Source organism: Niveispirillum sp. (genome assembly GCF_052437035.1).
GTDB lineage: Bacteria > Pseudomonadota > Alphaproteobacteria > Azospirillales > Azospirillaceae > Niveispirillum.
Genome location: NZ_JBQVOH010000012.1, coordinates 22506 through 40044 on the forward strand (window position 1 = coordinate 22506; position 17539 = coordinate 40044).

At 64.3% G+C, this 17539-nt stretch carries 21 protein-coding genes and 1 pseudogene; 4 read left to right on the forward strand and 18 right to left on the reverse strand.

Translation table 11 applies throughout. The annotated features are described in order from the left end of the window. Positions 1–70: 70 nt before the first annotated feature. Together ACT6Q8_RS22080 and ACT6Q8_RS22085 are read right to left on the reverse strand one after the other, a co-directional pair. Entirely contained in the window at positions 71–988 is a 918-nt protein-coding gene (locus ACT6Q8_RS22080; RefSeq protein WP_444734725.1) for a nucleotidyl transferase AbiEii/AbiGii toxin family protein, read from the reverse strand. Continuing rightward, the gene (locus tag ACT6Q8_RS22085; protein ID WP_444734724.1) at positions 975–1784 is read right to left on the reverse strand and encodes a type IV toxin-antitoxin system AbiEi family antitoxin domain-containing protein; all 810 of its coding nucleotides are present in this window, start codon (positions 1782–1784) and stop codon (positions 975–977) included. Before ACT6Q8_RS22085 ends, ACT6Q8_RS22080 begins: the two co-directional genes overlap by 14 nt. 904 nt (positions 1785–2688) lie before the next feature. Here ACT6Q8_RS22085 and ACT6Q8_RS22090 point away from each other — a divergent pair. After that, positions 2689–3936 carry a hypothetical protein gene (locus ACT6Q8_RS22090; RefSeq protein WP_444734723.1) on the forward strand — a complete coding sequence of 416 codons (1248 nt, stop codon included), beginning with the start codon at positions 2689–2691 and terminating at the stop codon, positions 3934–3936. A 3-nt stretch (positions 3937–3939) separates the two neighbouring features. Here the strand turns inward: ACT6Q8_RS22090 and ACT6Q8_RS22095 are convergent, their stop codons facing one another. The 11 genes from ACT6Q8_RS22095 to atpD form a co-directional block, all read right to left on the reverse strand. Continuing rightward, the gene (locus ACT6Q8_RS22095) at positions 3940–4791 is read right to left on the reverse strand and encodes an OmpA/MotB family protein (protein WP_444734722.1); all 852 of its coding nucleotides are present in this window, start codon (positions 4789–4791) and stop codon (positions 3940–3942) included. Then, entirely contained in the window at positions 4781–5575 is a 795-nt protein-coding gene (locus ACT6Q8_RS22100) for a motility protein A (protein WP_444734721.1), read from the reverse strand. Before ACT6Q8_RS22100 ends, ACT6Q8_RS22095 begins: the two co-directional genes overlap by 11 nt. Positions 5576–5644: 69 nt before the next feature. Next, a complete protein-coding gene (locus ACT6Q8_RS22105) occupies positions 5645–6403 on the reverse strand; it encodes a hypothetical protein (protein ID WP_444734720.1) in 759 nt (252 codons plus the stop codon). After that, positions 6400–7878: a F0F1 ATP synthase subunit alpha gene (locus ACT6Q8_RS22110; protein WP_444734719.1), complete on the reverse strand. Its 1479-nt coding sequence runs from the start codon at positions 7876–7878 to the stop codon at positions 6400–6402. The genes ACT6Q8_RS22105 and ACT6Q8_RS22110 overlap by 4 nt, the downstream gene beginning before the upstream one ends. Next, positions 7875–8591 (reverse strand): F0F1 ATP synthase subunit B family protein, encoded by a 717-nt coding sequence (locus ACT6Q8_RS22115; protein WP_444734718.1) that lies wholly within the window; start codon positions 8589–8591, stop codon positions 7875–7877. The genes ACT6Q8_RS22110 and ACT6Q8_RS22115 overlap by 4 nt, the downstream gene beginning before the upstream one ends. A gap of 4 nt (positions 8592–8595) precedes the next feature. Next, positions 8596–8838, reverse strand: a complete 243-nt coding sequence (locus tag ACT6Q8_RS22120; protein ID WP_102114233.1) for a F0F1 ATP synthase subunit C — start codon at positions 8836–8838, stop codon at positions 8596–8598. A gap of 3 nt (positions 8839–8841) precedes the next feature. Continuing rightward, positions 8842–9519 carry a F0F1 ATP synthase subunit A gene (gene atpB, locus ACT6Q8_RS22125; RefSeq protein WP_421893200.1) on the reverse strand — a complete coding sequence of 226 codons (678 nt, stop codon included), beginning with the start codon at positions 9517–9519 and terminating at the stop codon, positions 8842–8844. Then, on the reverse strand, positions 9519–9791 hold the full coding sequence (locus ACT6Q8_RS22130; RefSeq protein WP_444734717.1) for an N-ATPase subunit AtpR: 273 nt from the start codon (positions 9789–9791) through the stop codon (positions 9519–9521). Before ACT6Q8_RS22130 ends, atpB begins: the two co-directional genes overlap by 1 nt. Next, positions 9781–10059: an AtpZ/AtpI family protein gene (locus ACT6Q8_RS22135; protein ID WP_444734716.1), complete on the reverse strand. Its 279-nt coding sequence runs from the start codon at positions 10057–10059 to the stop codon at positions 9781–9783. Before ACT6Q8_RS22135 ends, ACT6Q8_RS22130 begins: the two co-directional genes overlap by 11 nt. Further along, the gene (locus ACT6Q8_RS22140; protein ID WP_444734715.1) at positions 10056–10463 is read right to left on the reverse strand and encodes a hypothetical protein; all 408 of its coding nucleotides are present in this window, start codon (positions 10461–10463) and stop codon (positions 10056–10058) included. The genes ACT6Q8_RS22135 and ACT6Q8_RS22140 overlap by 4 nt, the downstream gene beginning before the upstream one ends. Further along, complete coding sequence (atpD, locus tag ACT6Q8_RS22145) at positions 10460–11860, reverse strand: F0F1 ATP synthase subunit beta (protein WP_421893213.1); 1401 nt, start codon at positions 11858–11860, stop codon at positions 10460–10462. Before atpD ends, ACT6Q8_RS22140 begins: the two co-directional genes overlap by 4 nt. Before the next feature lie 274 nt (positions 11861–12134). On the opposite strand from atpD, the pseudogene ACT6Q8_RS22150 reads away from it, so the two are divergent. From ACT6Q8_RS22150 to ACT6Q8_RS22160, 3 genes and pseudogenes are all read left to right on the forward strand, one after another. Continuing rightward, positions 12135–12838: pseudogene (locus ACT6Q8_RS22150) on the forward strand (transposase); the annotation flags it as partial. 141 nt (positions 12839–12979) lie between these two features. Continuing rightward, positions 12980–13237, forward strand: a complete 258-nt coding sequence (locus ACT6Q8_RS22155) for a hypothetical protein (RefSeq protein WP_444734745.1) — start codon at positions 12980–12982, stop codon at positions 13235–13237. Between the two features lie 58 nt (positions 13238–13295). Beyond that, positions 13296–13940 carry a tyrosine-type recombinase/integrase gene (locus ACT6Q8_RS22160; protein ID WP_444734743.1) on the forward strand — a complete coding sequence of 215 codons (645 nt, stop codon included), beginning with the start codon at positions 13296–13298 and terminating at the stop codon, positions 13938–13940. A 120-nt stretch (positions 13941–14060) separates the two neighbouring features. Here ACT6Q8_RS22160 and ACT6Q8_RS22165 read toward each other — a convergent pair whose 3' ends face one another. Genes ACT6Q8_RS22165 through trbF form a run of 5 tightly spaced genes read right to left on the reverse strand, consistent with a single transcriptional unit; the run spans position 14061 to position 17538 of the window. Beyond that, the gene (locus ACT6Q8_RS22165) at positions 14061–14378 is read right to left on the reverse strand and encodes a DUF736 domain-containing protein (protein ID WP_444734714.1); all 318 of its coding nucleotides are present in this window, start codon (positions 14376–14378) and stop codon (positions 14061–14063) included. 3 nt (positions 14379–14381) lie between these two features. Next, positions 14382–14678, reverse strand: coding sequence for a DUF2274 domain-containing protein (locus ACT6Q8_RS22170; protein WP_444734713.1), 297 nt, complete (start codon positions 14676–14678; stop codon positions 14382–14384). 3 nt (positions 14679–14681) lie between these two features. Further along, complete coding sequence (locus tag ACT6Q8_RS22175; RefSeq protein ID WP_444734712.1) at positions 14682–15863, reverse strand: TrbI/VirB10 family protein; 1182 nt, start codon at positions 15861–15863, stop codon at positions 14682–14684. Further along, positions 15860–16834, reverse strand: coding sequence for a P-type conjugative transfer protein TrbG (gene trbG, locus ACT6Q8_RS22180; RefSeq protein WP_444734711.1), 975 nt, complete (start codon positions 16832–16834; stop codon positions 15860–15862). Before trbG ends, ACT6Q8_RS22175 begins: the two co-directional genes overlap by 4 nt. Beyond that, on the reverse strand, positions 16831–17538 hold the full coding sequence (trbF, locus tag ACT6Q8_RS22185; RefSeq protein WP_444734710.1) for a conjugal transfer protein TrbF: 708 nt from the start codon (positions 17536–17538) through the stop codon (positions 16831–16833). Before trbF ends, trbG begins: the two co-directional genes overlap by 4 nt. Position 17539 lies beyond the last annotated feature (1 nt).

Here is a 17539-nt window from a genome sequence, read left to right on the forward strand (position 1 = left end):
GGGTGCCCCCTCCCCTTTCGTCCTTTATAGCTGCTTTTGCATCTCAGGCGGGGGCTATGGGACATTATGGTCAGGATAACAGCGCTACACCCAGCTGATCGACAAGACGTGCCCGGACAGTCTTGGCAAGTTTGTCCAGGTTCAGTTGCTTCCACCGCACGGCTGGCAGGTTCGCCGCTTCGGGAAGCCCGACGAGGCTCCAATCCGCCTCGCCACGCTTGAACCGCAGCAAGAAGTCCCGATGCGCGGCCGGCATCCCGCCGATGATCGTCGCAATCAACGCCTCCCGCGCCGCCGCCAAGTCCTCAAGAGCGACGGGCTCCGTCGTCATGCCCTCGAAACCCTGCGCGAACTCCTGGGCTAGGTCCTTGCGACGGGGTGCCACCAGTTCAAATATCAACCGGTCATGGCTGACCAGATAGACGATGAAGGCGCGGCGCAGTTCATCATTGATACCCTCGTTGGCCAACAGGTCCCTGATGTCGAACAGGTCCCGCGGATGTTGCCGGTCGAGTGCGGCCACGATCTTTCCGGCATAAAGATCAGCGAACGAGACAACCTGCATTTCGGCAAAGCCGAACGCCTGCTCCACCGCGGCCGACACAGAGCGCAGTTCCGGTGCGAAGACGCAGCCGCGCAGGACGGGCGTCACCTCAATCTTGATCTGGGCATCCCCCCGCTGCACTGTCAGCTTCGTGACAACCTGCTCGCGTGTGTTCAGGACTTCGGTGACATGCGCACCGCGCAGTCCCTTGCGGATGGCAGCGGCGATCCGCTTCATGCCGGCGTCAATCGCGGACAGGGATTCCGGGCGCCCGGCTATCGGCAGGTATGTCAGGTCGATGTCGACCGACAAGCGGGGCATGTCGCGAACAAACAGGTTGATCGCCGTGCCGCCCTTCAGCGCGAAATCCTCTTCCGCCGCAACGAACGGCATCACGGCGATCAGGAGTGCGACCTGCGCCCGGTAGCGATCAGACAGGGGCACCAAGATCCTCCGGCACGGTTATCAGGTACTTCGGATCAAGCCGGCCACCCTTGACCAGCATGCGCTTGCCGCTGCCGAGCGACACACGGTCCCGGTCGATCCGGTTGAGCCAGCGATGGCCATGTCGTTCGGCAAACCAGAAGAACAGCCGCTTGACCTTTACGCTGCGGCAATCTTCCAGCAGCCTCTGGAGACGGGCCGGACTGAGCGAGCGCAGCCCTTCCGCGATCATATCGACATTGTGGAATGTCTCTCGTTTCGGCAGTTCGTCCAGCAATTCCAGAAAGGCCCGTTCAGGTGTGGAAACCAGCAGAGGCCAGTGCGCGCTCATGGTTAGCGGGCGAACATGATCCCCGGTTCGTTCATGGTCATCGCCGTCATCGCCACCAGCCAAGCTGAGCGGACCCTCCGCGGTAGTCGTTGCACTGAACAGGGTCTGGGCCTTGTGGAAGATGAAGCGCTCCTTGAAAGGCAGTTTCGCAAGCCAGCCTGGTGGGGGTTCGTCACCATGAAGATGGATGCTCGCCGGCCCGCTGGCGGAGACGTAATGACCAAGCCCTTGCAGTTCAAGCGCGGTCCGACCGCCTACGATCAACGGATGCTTCATCAATGCTTGCAATGAGATGACGGCTCTTTCCCAAGTCAGCTTGCCAAGCGGCCGCTTGTAGGTGCCACGAACCGGCTGCACCAGCCAGCCAGCTGCGACATACTGGCTGCGGAGGCTGGTCGAATAGCCGTGCTGCTCCATCCAGGCCGCATCCACCAGCAGCCCGTCAGGGAGCGTCCGCTCCAGCAAGTTTAGCTTTCCCATGCTTTGCCTAGTCATGCTTGGTAAAATAGCACGGTTTCAAACCGCGCTTCAAGGTTCAAGCTCGGAACTTTTTACAAAGTATAACTTAGTAAAATTCATCTTCTGTAAACTTGCAATCCATTCACATGGCATTTCACAGGAGAACCAGACCATGGCCATTGCGGTCTTTCCGCCGTTCTGGTCGATGCCCTGACAGCGAACATGGCTACGAACGGCACGTCCGGAAAGCGCCCCCGTTGTGGTCGTTTGGGGAGATGGTTGCTGGGACGATAAGCGGACGTAGCAAGGGGCCGGCGGAAGGGTTCCCGCAGGTCCAGCCGCGCCCTCATCCGCGTCGCCCACCGCGTCTGCAGATGGGCGCTCAACATCAAGGCCCAGGGCGTGACCACCAGGGTAAGCAGGGTAGCGAGGGTCAGGCCGACGACGATGGCGTTCGCAATCGCCATCTAGCATTGCGTCGCCGGCGCAGCCACAGTCACTGTCCGTTCCAGCAAGTCGAGTACATACCTAGGCACAGCGGCAGCAAGCTCAGCGCGGTGCCCAGGATGGCGTAAATCGTAACCGGCACCGACCGAGGTCTACTTGACCAATATTATGAAAATGTCAGAATTCGTAGAATTTTTCATTTTATCCTGCTTTCTGCGCAAACTTACATCCATGATTGTAATTTATATATAGAGCTCGCAATTTATATTGCATAATTATCTAATTGTAATGTTAAAATATTATTATCACAAAATATACTATGAAAACTGCTCGATCAAATTGATTTTCTTTGGTATTTGATTGTCATGAACAATATATCACATCGATCATGCCGTAATCCGTACTGTATTGAAGGGGGATACAGTGGTATGCCTGAATGCGTCGATATGAAGGATGAGTAGCGATGCAGAATGTATCTGGGTTGCTGGGAGCAGCAGAACATTACCGGCGAGACAAGCCGGAACGCCATGCCGTGATTCTCGACCTGTCAGGGTTACTGCATAAAGATGACCCGGTCTTCCGGCGTACGCTGCGCCGGTGGCTAGTGGGCGATGATAAGCAGGCGGCTGATGGTGCTAACGTCATTCTGTTTGATATGGGCAAGGACAAACTGGTCCTGTCCATTCCCGATAGCCTGCTGACGGAACGGCGTCAGGCTCTGGGTCGGGTGGAGGAGGCATTGGCTTCCCATCACCGGGGGGAGTTGCGGACGACATGGTTCGATCTGTCACGCGACGCCGATGGATTTGGCGATGCGGTGCGCAATCTGGTCGAACAGATGGGCAGCGAGCAATATCCAGATGCGCCGCCCGCCGCCGACGCCCTCGACAAGTTCATGGAGATGGAGCGAACGCTGCACGCGGTCGATCTCTCCTCCCTGTTGCGTGAACAGATCATCTTTCGGCTGGATGATGAGAAGGGGCTGGTCCCCGTGATGGTGGAACGGACGGTTTCCATCGAGGCGCTGGACCGGCTGTTCGCCACGCACATGCGGCGCGAACCCTGGCTGTTTGATCAGGCCACGGCTCTTCTGGACCGCCGCATGCTCTACGACCTGCTGCGGGATGATGCCGTCCACACCCTGCCCATCGCCGTCAAGCTGCATGCCGCCACTGTGGCGGGAGAGGAATTCCGGGAGATGACGGCCCGCTTCCCGGCTCGGCTGCATGGCAAGCTGGTGGTGGAGATGCCCTTTCTGGAATGGGTGGCCGACCGGGAACTGTACCGGAAGGCCCTCAGTCAGGCGCAGGCGGATGAGGTTGCGGTTGCCGTTGACCATATCCCGGCCCTGGCCCCATCCGATACCGAACTGCCGGTGGTGGACTGGTATCGCATCCCCTGGCTGGGCGATGATGGGGCACCGGTGGACCTGTCCGGCGGGATTGCCTGGCTGGGACCGGTGGCCCGCACGCGCTGCATCCTGACACGGTGCCGGGATGATCAGGCGCTGGAGGATGCCCGCACCCTGGGGCTCCGCTACGTCGAAGGTGCGGCGGCCACCCGCGCCTATCATGACGGGCTGAGGGTAGGTGACGATCAGCGCAGGGAGCGGATGGCACCCGGTAACGGCCCGACGGACAAGGCAGGCGTGGAGCCAGCGGATGAGCTGGCCAAGCCATCCTCCTGGTGGTCCCGGCTGTTCGGGGGCTGACCCTCAGCGCGTTACGACATTGGCGGTTACGGCATCGGTATCGACGACAATTTCCACGCGCCGGTTTTCGGCACGCCGGGCGGGGTCGGCGGTTACCGGACGGCTGTCAGCCAGACCAAGCGCACCCAATCGGGCGGGCGGGATCCCCATGCCGGCCAGGGCGCGCACCACCGCCGCCGCCCGTGCCGCCGACAATTCCCAGTTGGAAGGGAAGCGGATGGTGCTGATGGCCAGATCGTCGCTGTGCCCCTCCACCGTGATACTGCCCGGCAAGGCCGCCAGGGATGGTGCCAGCGTGCGCAGCAGGTTGATCGCCGCCGGCTGCAATGTCGCGGAACCCGACGCGAACAGGATACGTTCGCGAACCACGATGGTCACCTTGCGTTCCGTGGCGCTGATATCAACCTCCGGAGGAAGGCCCAGTGCCTCCAGCCGGTCCAGCCATTGCCGGTTGCCTGGCGTCAGCGGCGGGGCCGCCGGCTCGGGCGACGATGCCGGCACGGATGCTGCGGGGACTGCCGGCCGGATGGGTTCCGGCGGGGTCGGCGCGGAGGGGGGCGGCACCGGCACGTCCTGACGCAGCGCCTCTGTCACCGCCGTCGCTGCCGCGCGTTCCGCCTCATTGGGGGCGGCCAGACGCCCATCCATGCCCAGAATGGCCAGCATGCCCAGGAAAACGGTCATCAACACCGTGACCATGTCCATATAGCTGATGACCCATTCCTCGCTCTCTTCCGCCGGTTCGCTGGAACGGATGCTGGCGCTGCTGCTCCAGCGGGCGGCGACGCGTGCCCGGTCGGCGGTATCCCGGCGGGGGGCGGGTGCGGCGGGGCGGCGTTCGGGCTCAGCGGCCACGGCCCGCCTCCTCATGCACATCCATCAGGTACGTGGCGAGCGTTTCCTGGATGACGGAGGGGGACCGGTTCAGATGGGCCAGAACCACACCTTCCAGCAGGATGTTCAACTGCGCCACATGCTCCGTCGTCCGCTGTTCAAGCTTGATGGCCAGCGGCTTGAACACCAGATTTGCCAGGATCAGACCATAGAGTGTGGCCAGCATCGCAATGGCCATGGACGATCCGATCAAGCCGATATCGCCGCCGCCCAGTTGCTTCAGCATCCCCACCATCCCGGCCAGCGTGCCCAACAGGCCGAAGGCAGGGGCAAAGGATGCCAGCACGCGGAAGAACCGCGACTGGGCCTGTTCCGCCTCCGCCTGCTTCTGGATACGCCAGTTCATGACATGCATGATGTCGTCCAGCGAGGCACCATCGACCACCATCTGCAGGCCCAGTTTTAGAAAGGGGCTGCTGACCTTGCGTACACGGTCGTCGGCGGCGGCGATCTGCTTGCCATAAAGCAGCTTGGACACATCCAGCAGGTCCGCGACCTCCCGTTCCAGGCCCCCGGTCCGGCGAAAGACGGCGGAAAGGGCGGAAAGCGCGGCCCTGATCTCGTCGCCGCGAAAGGCCAGCAGCGCCACACAGATCACCCCGCCGACCACGATCACCAACCCTTCCTCATTATAGAAGAAGCGGGCATCGCCGCTGGCATGGGTCACGAACCAGAGAAGGCCGATCGTGGCGAGAATGCCCAGGATCGACGTCAGAATGAAGCGGGAGGAACCGGAACGGGCCATCGGACGGAAACCATAAAATTCGCCTGGAGAATGAATATCACCGTATGCGATCAGCAACCATGATTCATCTCAATGTTGCATAACCCGCCGGCCCGCCCAAAGATCGGCGATCTCCTGGCTGATACGATCCTGGCGCGCCATGGAAAGTTGTACCGACAGGTCAGCGCACCGGTCGCGGATACGTTCCCTGGCCCCCGTTAGGGTCGCCAGCCGGGCCATCTGTTCTGCGATATGGTTGGCTAGCAGCAGGCGCAGCAGCCGCGCCACCCGGCCCTGCCGGCCTGCGGCGGCCAGCAGTTCGGGGCCCGGTATCTGGGTCAGCAGGTCACAGCGGCCCGCCCGGCGGGGGAGCGGCGGCAGATCGGTGCGCACAATCGCTTGCCCCTGCGGCGACAGCACGGCGATGCCGGCACTGGCGGGCAGTGCGGCAGCCAAGGACGCGGCCAGGGCTGGCAGGCCATCAAGGTTTGTCGATGCCGCCCGGACGTCGGCCACCGGCCAATGCCGCGCACGCAAGGCGGCCTCCATGCGCGTGCCGACAACGACCGGGCGCCACCCGTCGGGAAGTGCCGCCACGATCCGGCCGGCCAGCCCGCCGGTGAAGCCGCCATCAGGTCCCAATACCAGCGTCACCACACTGTCCGCCGCCGCCGGTTCGGGGTGCAGCAGGGCCATGGCCTGCGCCGCCTCCCCCGCATAGGCGTCAAGCGCGGGCAGAAGGGACAAGGCCTTCTGCTGCTTGGCAGCCGTCAGGGACCGCAGCGCCTCCACCACGCCCAGAAGGGCGCTCAGCGTCGAAAGCCGGTATTCAAGGGCGGCTACGCTCATTCGGCGGCGTCCTTGGCCTTGGCGATGATGCGGCGCAGGGCATCCAGGTCGGTCGGGTCCGTGCCGTCCACATGGGCCGCAATGGCATCGCGCACCCGTTCCACGGCGCTCAGGTCCAGCCCATCCGTCAGGTTTTCGTCATGGGCCAGCAGCAGGGCCACTTCCGCGCCTAAGCTGCGGGGTCGGCCCTGGCGCTGCGCCAGCAGCAGGCGCAGCCGCCGCCCCCGTTCCACGGTCTGGCGGGTGCGTTCATCCACCAGACCGCCGAAGCGGGTAAAGGCCTCCAGTTCCAGAAACTGCGCATATTCCAGCTTCAACTGTTCGGCCAGTTGCCGCAGCACCTTGGGCTGGGTCCGCGCACCTACTCGGCTGACAGAACGTCCGACATCCACGGCGGGGCGCTGGCCCGACTGGAATTGCCTTGCATCCAGAACGATCTGCCCGTCGGTGATGGAAATCAGATTGGTGGGGATATAGGCGGATAGGTTACCCGCCTGCGTCTCCACCACCGGCAGGCAGGTGAGCGAGCCGCCGCCCGCCGCCGCCAACAGTTTGGCCGACCGTTCCAGCAAGCGCGCATGCAGATGGAAAATATCACCGGGAAAGGCCTCACGGCCCGGCGGGCGTTGCAGAAGCAGGCTGATCTGGCGGTGCATGGCCGCATGCTTGGACAGGTCATCCAGCACCAGCAGGGCATGCCGGCCGGTGTCGCGGAAGAACTCGGCGATGGTCATGGCGGCGAAGGGGGCGATCCATTGCAATCCCGGCGCGGCATCGGGGGCCGCGACGATGACAATCGCGCGCTCCATCAATCCCGCCAGCTTCAGGCTGGTGATGACATCGGCGACCGCCGATGCGCGCTGACCAATGGCGCAGTAGATGGGGATGATGTTGGTCCGCGCCTGGGCCAGCATGGCATCGACGGCGATACTGGTCTTGCCGGTGGCCCTGTCGCCCACGATCAGCTCACGCTGCCCCCGGCCAATCGGGTACAGCGCGTCGATGATGGTGGTCCCGGTGGGCAAGGTCTCCGCCACCGTACCGCGATCGGTCAGGGCAGGGGCCGCCCGTTCGACCGGGTCCATCCGGTCGGGCACGGGGTCTTTGCCCCCGTCAAGCGCCCGGCCTATCGGATCGATGACCCGCCCCAGCAGGCCGTCCCCCACGGGCACGCGCAGGACGCCCTCGGCCACGGACACGGGATCGCCCGCCTTGATGGCATTGCCATCGCCCAGCAGCAGACAACCCAGCCGGTCCTGATCCAGGTCCAGCACCAGACCGGGCACGCCGCCGGGCAGGGTCAGCATCCCGTCAGCCGGGGCGTTATCCAGCCCGCTGATCAGGGCGATGCCGTCACCAATATGGCTGACGCGACCGCGTTGCCGCCAGCCGGGCGGCGGCAATGGATCGGCCCGCAAACGGCCCTGCTGTCGCCCCGTCCATTCCGCCAGTGCCAGGGAGAGCGTGTCGGTCATGCTTGCAGTCCCTCACGCGCGGTCGTCAGCGCGGCACGCCAGCTATGGTCGATCAGGTGATGCGGGGCGGACAGTTCCACCCCGGCAATCAGGTCGGGATCGATCACCCATTCCACCCGATCCGACGGCAGCAAGGACAGCAGCGCTTGACGTCGCTCATCCGGCCAGGCGCGCGCGATGGTCAGGGTCAGCGGTCCATCGACGCCCAGCAGCGTGGCCTTGCGGTCCGCCTCCATGCCGGACAGGTCGGCGGTCAGGGCGGCGGCGAAGAGTGTGTCCGCCATCTCCGGCTGCGCATCGGTCAGCAGACGCCGCGCCAGCGTCAGGGCCAGATCGCCTGCCCGCGACGTCAGTTCGGCTTCGGCCTGTCGGCGTTCTGCATCGATCCGGTCGGCTGCTGCCTGCCGCAGCGCGTCCGCCGATTGCCGTGCGGCATCCAGAATGCGCCGCCGCTCTGCCTCTGCCGCCTCATGGGCTTCGGCCCGAAGGCGGGCGGCATCGGTGGCAAGGGCGGCCCGGTCAGCCGCGACCGCATCCCGTGCTGCCTGTGCCTCGGCCAGAGCGCCTTCGGCGTCCCGCCGTCGCGCCGTCTGCGCGGCCTCCCGCCGGTCGATGGCGGCCAGCACGGGCCGGAACAGGAACCGCCGCAACAACAGGACAAGCGCCAGGAAGTTGACCAGTTGCAACGCCAGTGTCGTCGGGTCCAGATGCATGGCATCAGCCCACGAACGGATTGGCGAACAGCACCAGCAGCGCGATCACCAGACAATAGATGGCCGTCGTTTCGATCATCGCCAACCCCACGAACAGGGTTCGGGAAATGGTGTTGGCGGCATCCGGTTGGCGGGCGATGGCGTCCAGGGCGGCGGCGACCGCCCGTCCTTCCGCCAGGGCCGGGCCGATGGCACCGAAGCTGACGGCCAGGGCGGCGGCCAGGATACTGATCATCTCAATGGTCATGGGTCAGCCCTTCTCAATGGAACCGATGGCCCCGCCAATAAAGACGGCGGCCAGAATGGTGAAAATGTAGGCCTGGATCAGGCCCAGCAGTGCCTCCAGCGCCATCAACGGCACCGGCACCAGGAACCCTGCCAGCGACAGCACGATGGCGATGACGAATTCGCCGCTCATCACATTGCCGAACAGGCGCAGGATCAAGGACAGGGTGCGGGTCAGTTCCGACAGCAGGTTCAGGGGCAGCATCCACCAGCGCGGATGCGCGAAGCTGCCCAGATAGGCGCGCCAGCCGCGACGGTACACGCCCAGCACATGCACCGATCCGAACACGGCTAGACCCAGGGCGATGGCCGTTTCCAGATGCGCCGTCGGCGCCCCCAGACCCGGCACCAGTCCCATCAGGTTGGCGGTCGCGATGAACAGGAACAGCCCGCCCAGCAATGGCAGAAAGGGGCGGCTGTCGGTCTGCATGACCTGATCCAGTTCAGCGCGCAGCAGATCGATAACGGCCTCTATCGCCGTGCCCAGTCGCCCCGCCAGCTCTGTCGCGACGCGGGCCGACAAGCCGATCCCCACAAGCGTCAGCAACAGGCTGCACAGCAGGGCGTAAAGCACCGGCCAGGTGATGGGAAAAGGCCCAAGGACAAAGGCAACCGGCGCGTCGAAAGGGGCTGAAAGCTCCATCACGCCCTCCCATATCGCCGCATCAGCAGGGGGCGCACCAGCAGGAAGCCGGCAAGCACCGCCAGCAGCGGCAGGGCACCCCCCATCACCACCACCGCCAGCAGCGTCGCTGCCACAACCCCCAGGCGTCCGAGGTGCAAGGCCGCCGCCGCCACCGCCTGTCCCGTGGCGTAAAGGCGCATATTCAGCGCCAGAAGGTGGAAGAACAACCAGCCCCCGCCGGCCCCTGCGACCAGGCCAAGGGCAGCCGCGATCCAGGTTTCAGTCATCATGATGCCCCTCATCAATACGCCGCCATGCCGCCCAGCAGCCCACGAACACACCCGTGAACAGCAGCGACAGGGTCCAGAACCGTCCGTCGCCCGTCCGGTCCAGCCAACGGCCCAGGAACAGGCCGGCAAGGGGCGGCAGGACGATCAGCCAGCCCAAGGTGCCGATCAGCGCCAGGGTTGCCCCGGTGCCACGCCGTTTCTCCGCTGCTGCCCGTTCCTGTTCACGTTGCGCGCGGCGGATCGGGTCGATCAGGTCGGGATCGGTCATGCCTCACCCGCCTTGTCGCCGGTCACACTGTCCAGAAGATGATGCACCAGGGCCGCGTGCAATGTGCGCTCCTGTGCTGCGCCTTCGCGCTGCCGGTTCAGACCGGCTGCCTTCTCCGCCGCCACCCGCGCTGCCAGCGGGGCCAGGTCCGGCCCCACCGCCGCATCGGGACAGGTCACATGCACGCCGTCGCGGTGGACCCGCAGCATGCCACCCGCAACAGCGGCATAGAGCACGGCCCCGTGTTCGGTGCGCAGCGTCAGAACGCTGGACGGTAGGGCCGTCAGGAACGGCGCATGCCCCGGCCTTATGCCAAAGGCGCCGCTGTCATCGCGCGCTGAAATCTCGGCAATGTCCGGTCGGTCCAGGATCGTGGCCAGGGGGGTCAGGATATGCAGTCTCATGCCCTGCCTCCCCCGGTTTCGCGCGCATGGGCATCGGCCAAGGTGCCTGTCATGTACAGGGAGGATTCGGCCCAGCCATCGGCATCGCCGTTCAAGATCGCCTCGCACCCGGCCAAGGTATCCTGGATATCAACGCTGACCCCCTGGCGGCCCGTGAACCCGCCGGTGACGTGGAAAGGCTGGGTCAGGAAGCGCAGCAGGCGGCGGGCGCGTCCCACGACCTGCCGGTCGGCCGCCGACAATTCATCCACCCCCAGCAGGGCGATGATATCCTCCAGCGCGCGATATTGGGCGATCGCGGCCCGCACGGCGGCGGCCACCCGGTAATGGTGTGGCCCCACCAGATCCGGGTCCATCAGGCGGGTGGAGGATGCCAGCGGATCAACAGCGGGATAAAGCCCTTCCGCCGCCACGGCCCGCGACAGCACAATTGACCCGTCCAAATGGCTGAACAGTTCAGCCACGGCGGGATCGGTAAAATCATCGGCGGGGACATAGACCGCCTGGATGGAGGTGATGGCGGCACCGGCGACCGACGCGATGCGTTCCTGCAGCATCCCGATCTCGCCCGCCATGGTCGGCTGATAACCGACGCGGGCCGGCATATGGCCCAGCATGCCGGCAATCTCCGCACCCGCCTGCACGAAGCGGAAAACATTATCCATGAGCAGCAGCACATCGCGGCCCATGACATCGCGGAAATATTCCGCCTGCGTCAGGGCGGTCAGGCCAGCACGCCAGCGGGCACCGGGCGGTTCCGCCATCTGCCCCAGCACCATGACGGTCCGTTCCAAAACGCCCGAGCCGCGCATATCGTCCAGCAGTTCCGCCGCCTCACGCGACCGCTCCCCGATCCCGGCAAAGACCGACAAACCGTCATCACGCTCCACCACGGTGCGGATCAGTTCCATGATCAGGACGGTCTTACCGACGCCGGCACCGCCAAACAGTGCTGTCTTGCCCCCGCGCGCCAGCGGCGCCAGCAGGTCGATAATCTTGATGCCGGTCCATTGCGGTTCCAGCCGCGCAGATCGCCGGGACAAGGGTGGTGACGGCTGATGAATGGACCGAAGCGGCGCATCGGCGGGCAGCGGGCCAAGGCCATCCAGGGGGCGCCCCACAACATCGACAACCCGGCCCAGAAGATGCGGCCCCACAGGCACCGACAGCCCGCTGCCCATCCGAAGGGCCGCGTCACCACGCTTCAGACCAGCCGTGTTATCCAGGGCCACGGCCCTCACCCTATCCGCCGATAGATGCGCCCGAACCTCTGCCGGTATGGTTCCCCGGATAAGCAACATCTCGTCCAGGCAAGGCAACCCGGGTGGGAACTGAATATCCAGTACTGACCCACGGATGGCCTGAACTTTTCCCAGGTACGGATCGTCGACGGTCATAATTGTCTGATCTCAACAGTATCAGTGACAACCATACGTTAATGCCGATCCGACACCTGGGAACTGACACAGGTCAATGTGGCGACGATTTGCCCCGTAAATGTTTGGAACGACAGAGGGCTCTGTAGCAAACTTGGTCTGCCGTGGGCGGTGTGGCAGAAACGGTGTTTCTGTCGACCACTACTGTGAGCCCGGCATCTCGGTCCAACTGACGCCAGAGTTCGTCCCATCGAGAGGACCGGAGCAGGAAGTGATCAGGTTCACTGAAGAGTAGATCATCAGTGTGCTGCGTGATCAGGAGGCCGGCGCGAAGACGGCCGACCCGTGCCGACGGCACGGAATCAGTTCGGCGACGTTCTACGCCTGGAAGGAGAAGTTCTGTGGGATGGAGGTGTCCGACGCGAAGCGCCTGAAGGCGATTGACGACGAGAACATCAAATTGAAGCGTTTCCTGGTCGATGCCATCCTTGACGCTTCCGTCCAGAAGAACTTGCTGGCAAAAATGATGACGCCTAGCGCCGTTCGGGAAGCCGTCGTCAACGTCTTGCGCGAGCAAGACGTGGGCGAGAGGCGGGCGTGTTCCATCATCGGTGCCGACCGATCGGCCATTCGCTGCCGCTCCCGACGGAGCGACGACGCTCTTCTGCGTGGTCGTCCGAGAGAACTCGCGTCCGAGCGGCGGCGGTTCAGCTAGCGGCGCCTGCACGTTCTGCTGCGGCGGGAGGGTCATGTGGTGAACCACAAGCTGGTCCAACGGCTCTACCGCGAGAAAGGACTGTCGGTTCCACGTCGACGCAGTCGCAAGCGTGCCATCGGAACCCGTGCGCCAATGGTCGTCAAACCCGCCCAAATGCTCGTTGGTCGCTCGATTTCGGTCACGATCAGAGGGCGTCCGGCCAGCGGTTCTGTGTTCTCAATGTCATCGACGATGTGACTAAGCAGTGCCTCGCGACGATCCTCGACACGTCAATCTCGGGGATGACGCACACGGCAACCGCACGGGGGCGGCAGGCCGCACCTGGCACTATGACACCCGTAACATGTTGGGGGGGGGGACAACGCGCCGGGCATGGTGGCCACGTACGGTTACTACCCCGAGGGTGGGGCGCCTGGAAACAGGTGAATGGCGTCACGACGCTGTATCTGGAAGTCGGCGGGTTCGAGTGTGGCAGCTACGACCCTAATGGCACGCTAAAGGAGCGCACCATCCGCGCCTCGGGTGCTGGCGGTTCCGTGGTGACGGTCCAATACCCCACCGGCTGCCTGATCCTCCTGCTGCCCAACCGCCAAGGCAGCGTCATCGGCTGGCTGCGGCCCGACGGCAAGCTGGGTGGGGCCTTATCGCGTATCAGGCAGACATCACCTCGGCCGGGATAATCTCGTCAATGCAGTTGATCCATGGACGTACCTTTGTGTCAGGCCAAACCCGGCCGTGATGGAGGATGTCATGGGACGTTCAGCGTTTGATCCTGGCGCGAAAGGAAACAAGCCTTGGAATGCTGGCCGGCGGATCGGTGCCAAGCGCGCCTTGAAACCACAGCAAGTCTGGGCGATCCGTTTCTGGCTGGACCACCAGCAGCGGGTGCGTGACCGCGCTTTGTTTGATCTGGCCATCGACAGCAAGCTACGTGGTTGTGACCTGGTCCGGATGAAAATTGGCGACATTGTTCGTGGTGGAGAAATCCGGTGCCGTTCCCTGGTTGTTCAGAAGAAGACAGGCCGGCCAGTTCAGTTCGAATTAATGGAGACGGCCCGCAAGAGCCTCAAGGCTTGGCTGGAACGCCGGGGCGGGTCGCTGACTGATTATGTCTTTCCCAGCCGGGTCGATCATGCAAAACCCATCAGCACACGCCAATATGCCCGCCTTGTTGAGGAATGGGTGATTGGGACCGGTCTGCGCCGTGAGGATTATGGAACCCACTCTCTGCGACGAACCAAGGCCGCCCTCATTTACAAGCAGACCGGCAACCTGCGCGCCGTGCAAATCCTGCTGGGCCACGCCAAGATCGAGACGACGGTGCGATATCTGGGTGTCGATGTCGAAGACGCGCTGCAACTGGCGGAGACGACAGAGATATAGAGGGTGTGGAGAAGGTGACGGCGTTGGGGCGGGCGGTAATGTCCGGAATCCAAGATTTACCGCCATAAACCCGCCCTTCCGCTTTCGGCCCCGCAGCAGCCACAATAGGACCTGCGCACTTTACTGCCTGCAGCGATTCCAGATGAGCTTCGCCACCACCCCACCCTCGCTTGTAAACAAGGCGGCACTTATAGGTTCGAGCAAAGCCGGGTCGTCAAAGCGTACCCGGAGATAGGCGCGTGGATCCTCTCCTGTGGTCTGTGCTTCCCAGGCATCGCCGATACGGTCGTGCCCCAGTAGCAGGCGATAGGCAGGCGCACCATCCTGATCGCAATTGTCGTTGGGAACGAGACGCACCTTGGCATTGACGGTCAGGGTGCGGATGATGCCGGTCCAGCCGCCATCCTTCGCCAGCTTAAAATGACCGATGGTGCTCATGGCTCAAGCTTCCTTGTCATCGGTGGGAGGTGCCGCATCCGCGCTGACCTTGCGCCCTCCCCGGCGGCGGATAGGCTCCACAACAACGGGCAGTTCTTCCTTCCGGGCCTTGGCGTAGGCACGATCGCTGTCCAGAAAAGCATCCAGCATGTAAGGGACCAGATCGGCGACCGGTTCGGCCGTGCCGTAGGTGGCACGGTAGAGGGCCGCATAGGACAGCAGGCGCTGATGCAGATCGGGGCTGACGGAGATGGTCAGCTTGACCGGCGTACGGTCGGGCAACTTGGCGAGCTTCAACATGGATCAGCCTCCGCGATAGGGAGAAAGGATCACGTCCCGCCGGATAATGACGCGCAGGGGCCACCCGGGGCGGACGGTCAGGGTGGGCTGGATATCCAGGTTGCGCTCGGTGATGCGCTGGCCGGCGCGGTCGGCGTTCTGCTGGATGGATTCCCGCACGGCGCGGACCAGTTCACCTTCCTGCTGCCCGAAGGTCAGTTCGGTGCCGACGCCCAGCAAGGTGGCGAGCGCAATGCCCTTCAGCAGGCGACCAGTATGGAAATCCACCGTGTCGGACAGGCCGGACCGGCCCTCGGTATCGCTGGCCGGCAGGTTGTCCAGTTGCACGGACGAGCCGTCGGGCCGGATCAGGCGCTGCCAGACCAGCAGGGCGCGGCTTTGTCCAAAGCTGACCCGGCTGTCATAGGTGCCGATGAGACGGGAGCCCTGGGGGATCAGCAGGGTCCGACCGGTGATGCTGTCATGAACGTTCTCCGTCACTTGGGCCACGACCATGCCGGGCAGGTCGGAATTGAGGCCGGTGACGAGGGCGGCGGCAATGATGCTGCCGGCCATGATTTGGTGGGGCGAGGCGGGTTGCTGTTCGGCATAAGGATTGAAGATGCCGCTGCTGTTCGGCTGGGACAGGAAGTCCAGCTTGCGCTGCTGAGCGTCGGGTTCGGCAGCCGGCGACAGGTCGGTGGGAGGCATGGAACCAGCGGCGGGCTCCGGATTCCGATTTCCTGGCATCCCTGGCACGGCTTTCGGTTCGGTGCGGTAGAACAGGCCGGATTGCCGGGCCTGGTTGACCTGCACCTGCTCGGGCGTAAGCTGTTGGGCCGGTCCCGTTGCCGGCCAATCGGTACCATGCCGCTTCTGGTGTTCCAGAATCGGCCGGCCCAGATCACCCGGCAGGGGCGGCCCCAGGACCGGGGTGTCGGGCTTGATCTGGCTGTAATCGGCCGGCAGGGAGGCCAGCCCTTCCGGTGTCGGCGACCGGTTGGGATGGGACAGTTCCTGCCCCCGCCCGTCCGGTTTACGGTCGACGCTCTGCAAGGAGATCAACGTCAGGGCCAGGATGGTGCCGGCGGCGATGCCGGTGCCACCAATGATCAAACCCCGCCGGAAACGGATGGCCCGACGTGGGGCGGCACGCAGTTCCAGCTTTTCGGAAGGGATATTGTCGTCACCGACGGGCGCGGTCATGACGGCCTCCCGTCAGTACGCTCAATGCGGACGACCTGCTGCGGCTCGTTGCCCAGGCGCAGTTCGGCGGCAGCGAACAGTCGGTCGACGATATAATGGCGGCCGCGGACCCGGTAATTGACCAACTGCGCCTCCCCCAGCGGCCCGATAACGAATAGCGGTGGCGCTTCGCCCTGGTCCAGACGGCTGGGGAACTCGATATAGACCTTGGACCCATCGTCGAAGGCGCGCAGCGGCCGCCAGGGCGGATCATCGCCGCTGAGGGCGTAGCGGAAATGCAGTTCGTCCAGGGACAAGCCGCTGGCAACGGGCTGGACGGCCTCGGCCTGGTTGTTCCGGCGTTGTAGGGCCAGCAACTGGTCCTGCGGGTAGGTCCAGGACAGGGCCGCCATGGCAGTCTGCTCGGTGCTTTCCAGCAGCAGATGGTAGGCGCGGCGATCGGTGGTGATGACGAGGTTGGTCGTCAGGCCGGCGGCCACGGGCTTGACCAGCACATGGACCCGCTGGCTGGCGCCGGCCCCGCTGCTGGTATCGCCGATGATCCAGCGCACCGTGTCGCCGGCCGAGACGGCGACGACGCCTTCGCCCGGCTGGAGGGCGATGTCGCTGACCCGTTCCGGTGCGGCATAGAGCCGATAGAGGGCACCCTCGGTATAGGGATAGACCTGGATGGCATTGACATAGCCATAGCGGGTCGGTTCCTGGGTGGCAGCCTTGTTGGCATCGGCCACCCGCTGGGTCGGCGGACGGTTGTCGGGCGTCACGCTGGTCTGGGGCGGCTGCTGCAACTGGCCCGGCAGCGGCAGGAGCACGGGCCTCTCGACCACCTGCACCGGCAGCAGCGGTTCCGGCTCGGCCTCGGCCAGCCGGAAATCGGCGCTGTCATAGGTGATGGCGGGGGGCGGCTTGGGCTGGCCAGCGCAGGCGGTCAGCAGGCCAGCCAGCAGGGCCGGCAGGATCAGCTTGGTCATGGCGTGGTCCTCTGGGGAGCGGGGGTGTCGAATTCACGCGACCAGTCGATGGCGGTGATGGTGACGCCCAGCGGGTTGCGGCTCAGCGCCTCCGGCGTGCGGGGCGGACGCAGGCTGACGGCCAGGATGGAGGTCCAGCGCTCGGTGCGAACCAGACTGCCGCGCTCGAACAGCTGCTCGGTCCATTTCACCTGGAAGGAGAGGTCCGAGGCGCGGACGATGCTGGTCACCTGGACCGTAACGCTGTTGATGCCGATGCGGCTGAACGGGTCATTGACCTTGGCCTGTTCGTTCAGGAACAGGGCCGCGCGGTCAGCCACGAAATCATAGGCCGTCAGCCAGTTCTGGCGTACCAGCACCGGGTCGGTGGAGAGCGAACGAACATTGCCGATGAAGCGCCCCAGGTAATAGGCAACCTGGGCATCGGTGGGCTGATAGGCACTGGTTGCCAGTGCCACGGCACGAGCCTCGCCCAGCCGGTCGATCTCCACCACATAGGGAATGATCCGGCTTTGGCCCGACTGCCAGGCCACGATGCCCGCCAGCCCGATGCCCAGCCCCAGACAGCCGAAAGCCATCAGCCGCCAGTTCCGGGCCTGAACACGGGCGCTGCCAATCCGTTCATCCCAGAGCTGGGCAGCCTTCTGATAAGGTGTCACCGGCTCCGGCGTGGTGCCGTAACGTTGCAGGGTGCGTTTGAACATG

What these genes read in the sequence shown, in the direction of transcription:
- ACT6Q8_RS22090 (WP_444734723.1), top strand. Translation starts at nt 2,689, where the DNA reads ATGCAGAATGTATCTGGGTTGCTGGGAGCAGCAGAACATTACCGGCGA.
- ACT6Q8_RS22100 (WP_444734721.1), bottom strand. Translation starts at nt 5,575, where the DNA reads ATGGCCCGTTCCGGTTCCTCCCGCTTCATTCTGACGTCGATCCTGGGC.
- ACT6Q8_RS22105 (WP_444734720.1), bottom strand. Translation starts at nt 6,403, where the DNA reads ATGAGCGTAGCCGCCCTTGAATACCGGCTTTCGACGCTGAGCGCCCTT.
- ACT6Q8_RS22110 (WP_444734719.1), bottom strand. Translation starts at nt 7,878, where the DNA reads ATGACCGACACGCTCTCCCTGGCACTGGCGGAATGGACGGGGCGACAG.
- ACT6Q8_RS22115 (WP_444734718.1), bottom strand. Translation starts at nt 8,591, where the DNA reads ATGCATCTGGACCCGACGACACTGGCGTTGCAACTGGTCAACTTCCTG.
- ACT6Q8_RS22120 (WP_102114233.1), bottom strand. Translation starts at nt 8,838, where the DNA reads ATGACCATTGAGATGATCAGTATCCTGGCCGCCGCCCTGGCCGTCAGC.
- atpB (WP_421893200.1), bottom strand. Translation starts at nt 9,519, where the DNA reads ATGGAGCTTTCAGCCCCTTTCGACGCGCCGGTTGCCTTTGTCCTTGGG.
- ACT6Q8_RS22130 (WP_444734717.1), bottom strand. Translation starts at nt 9,791, where the DNA reads ATGATGACTGAAACCTGGATCGCGGCTGCCCTTGGCCTGGTCGCAGGG.
- ACT6Q8_RS22135 (WP_444734716.1), bottom strand. Translation starts at nt 10,059, where the DNA reads ATGACCGATCCCGACCTGATCGACCCGATCCGCCGCGCGCAACGTGAA.
- ACT6Q8_RS22140 (WP_444734715.1), bottom strand. Translation starts at nt 10,463, where the DNA reads ATGAGACTGCATATCCTGACCCCCCTGGCCACGATCCTGGACCGACCG.
- atpD (WP_421893213.1), bottom strand. Translation starts at nt 11,860, where the DNA reads ATGACCGTCGACGATCCGTACCTGGGAAAAGTTCAGGCCATCCGTGGG.
- ACT6Q8_RS22160 (WP_444734743.1), top strand. Translation starts at nt 13,296, where the DNA reads ATGGAGGATGTCATGGGACGTTCAGCGTTTGATCCTGGCGCGAAAGGA.
- ACT6Q8_RS22165 (WP_444734714.1), bottom strand. Translation starts at nt 14,378, where the DNA reads ATGAGCACCATCGGTCATTTTAAGCTGGCGAAGGATGGCGGCTGGACC.
- ACT6Q8_RS22170 (WP_444734713.1), bottom strand. Translation starts at nt 14,678, where the DNA reads ATGTTGAAGCTCGCCAAGTTGCCCGACCGTACGCCGGTCAAGCTGACC.
- ACT6Q8_RS22175 (WP_444734712.1), bottom strand. Translation starts at nt 15,863, where the DNA reads ATGACCGCGCCCGTCGGTGACGACAATATCCCTTCCGAAAAGCTGGAA.
- trbG (WP_444734711.1), bottom strand. Translation starts at nt 16,834, where the DNA reads ATGACCAAGCTGATCCTGCCGGCCCTGCTGGCTGGCCTGCTGACCGCC.
- trbF (WP_444734710.1), bottom strand. Translation starts at nt 17,538, where the DNA reads ATGTTCAAACGCACCCTGCAACGTTACGGCACCACGCCGGAGCCGGTG.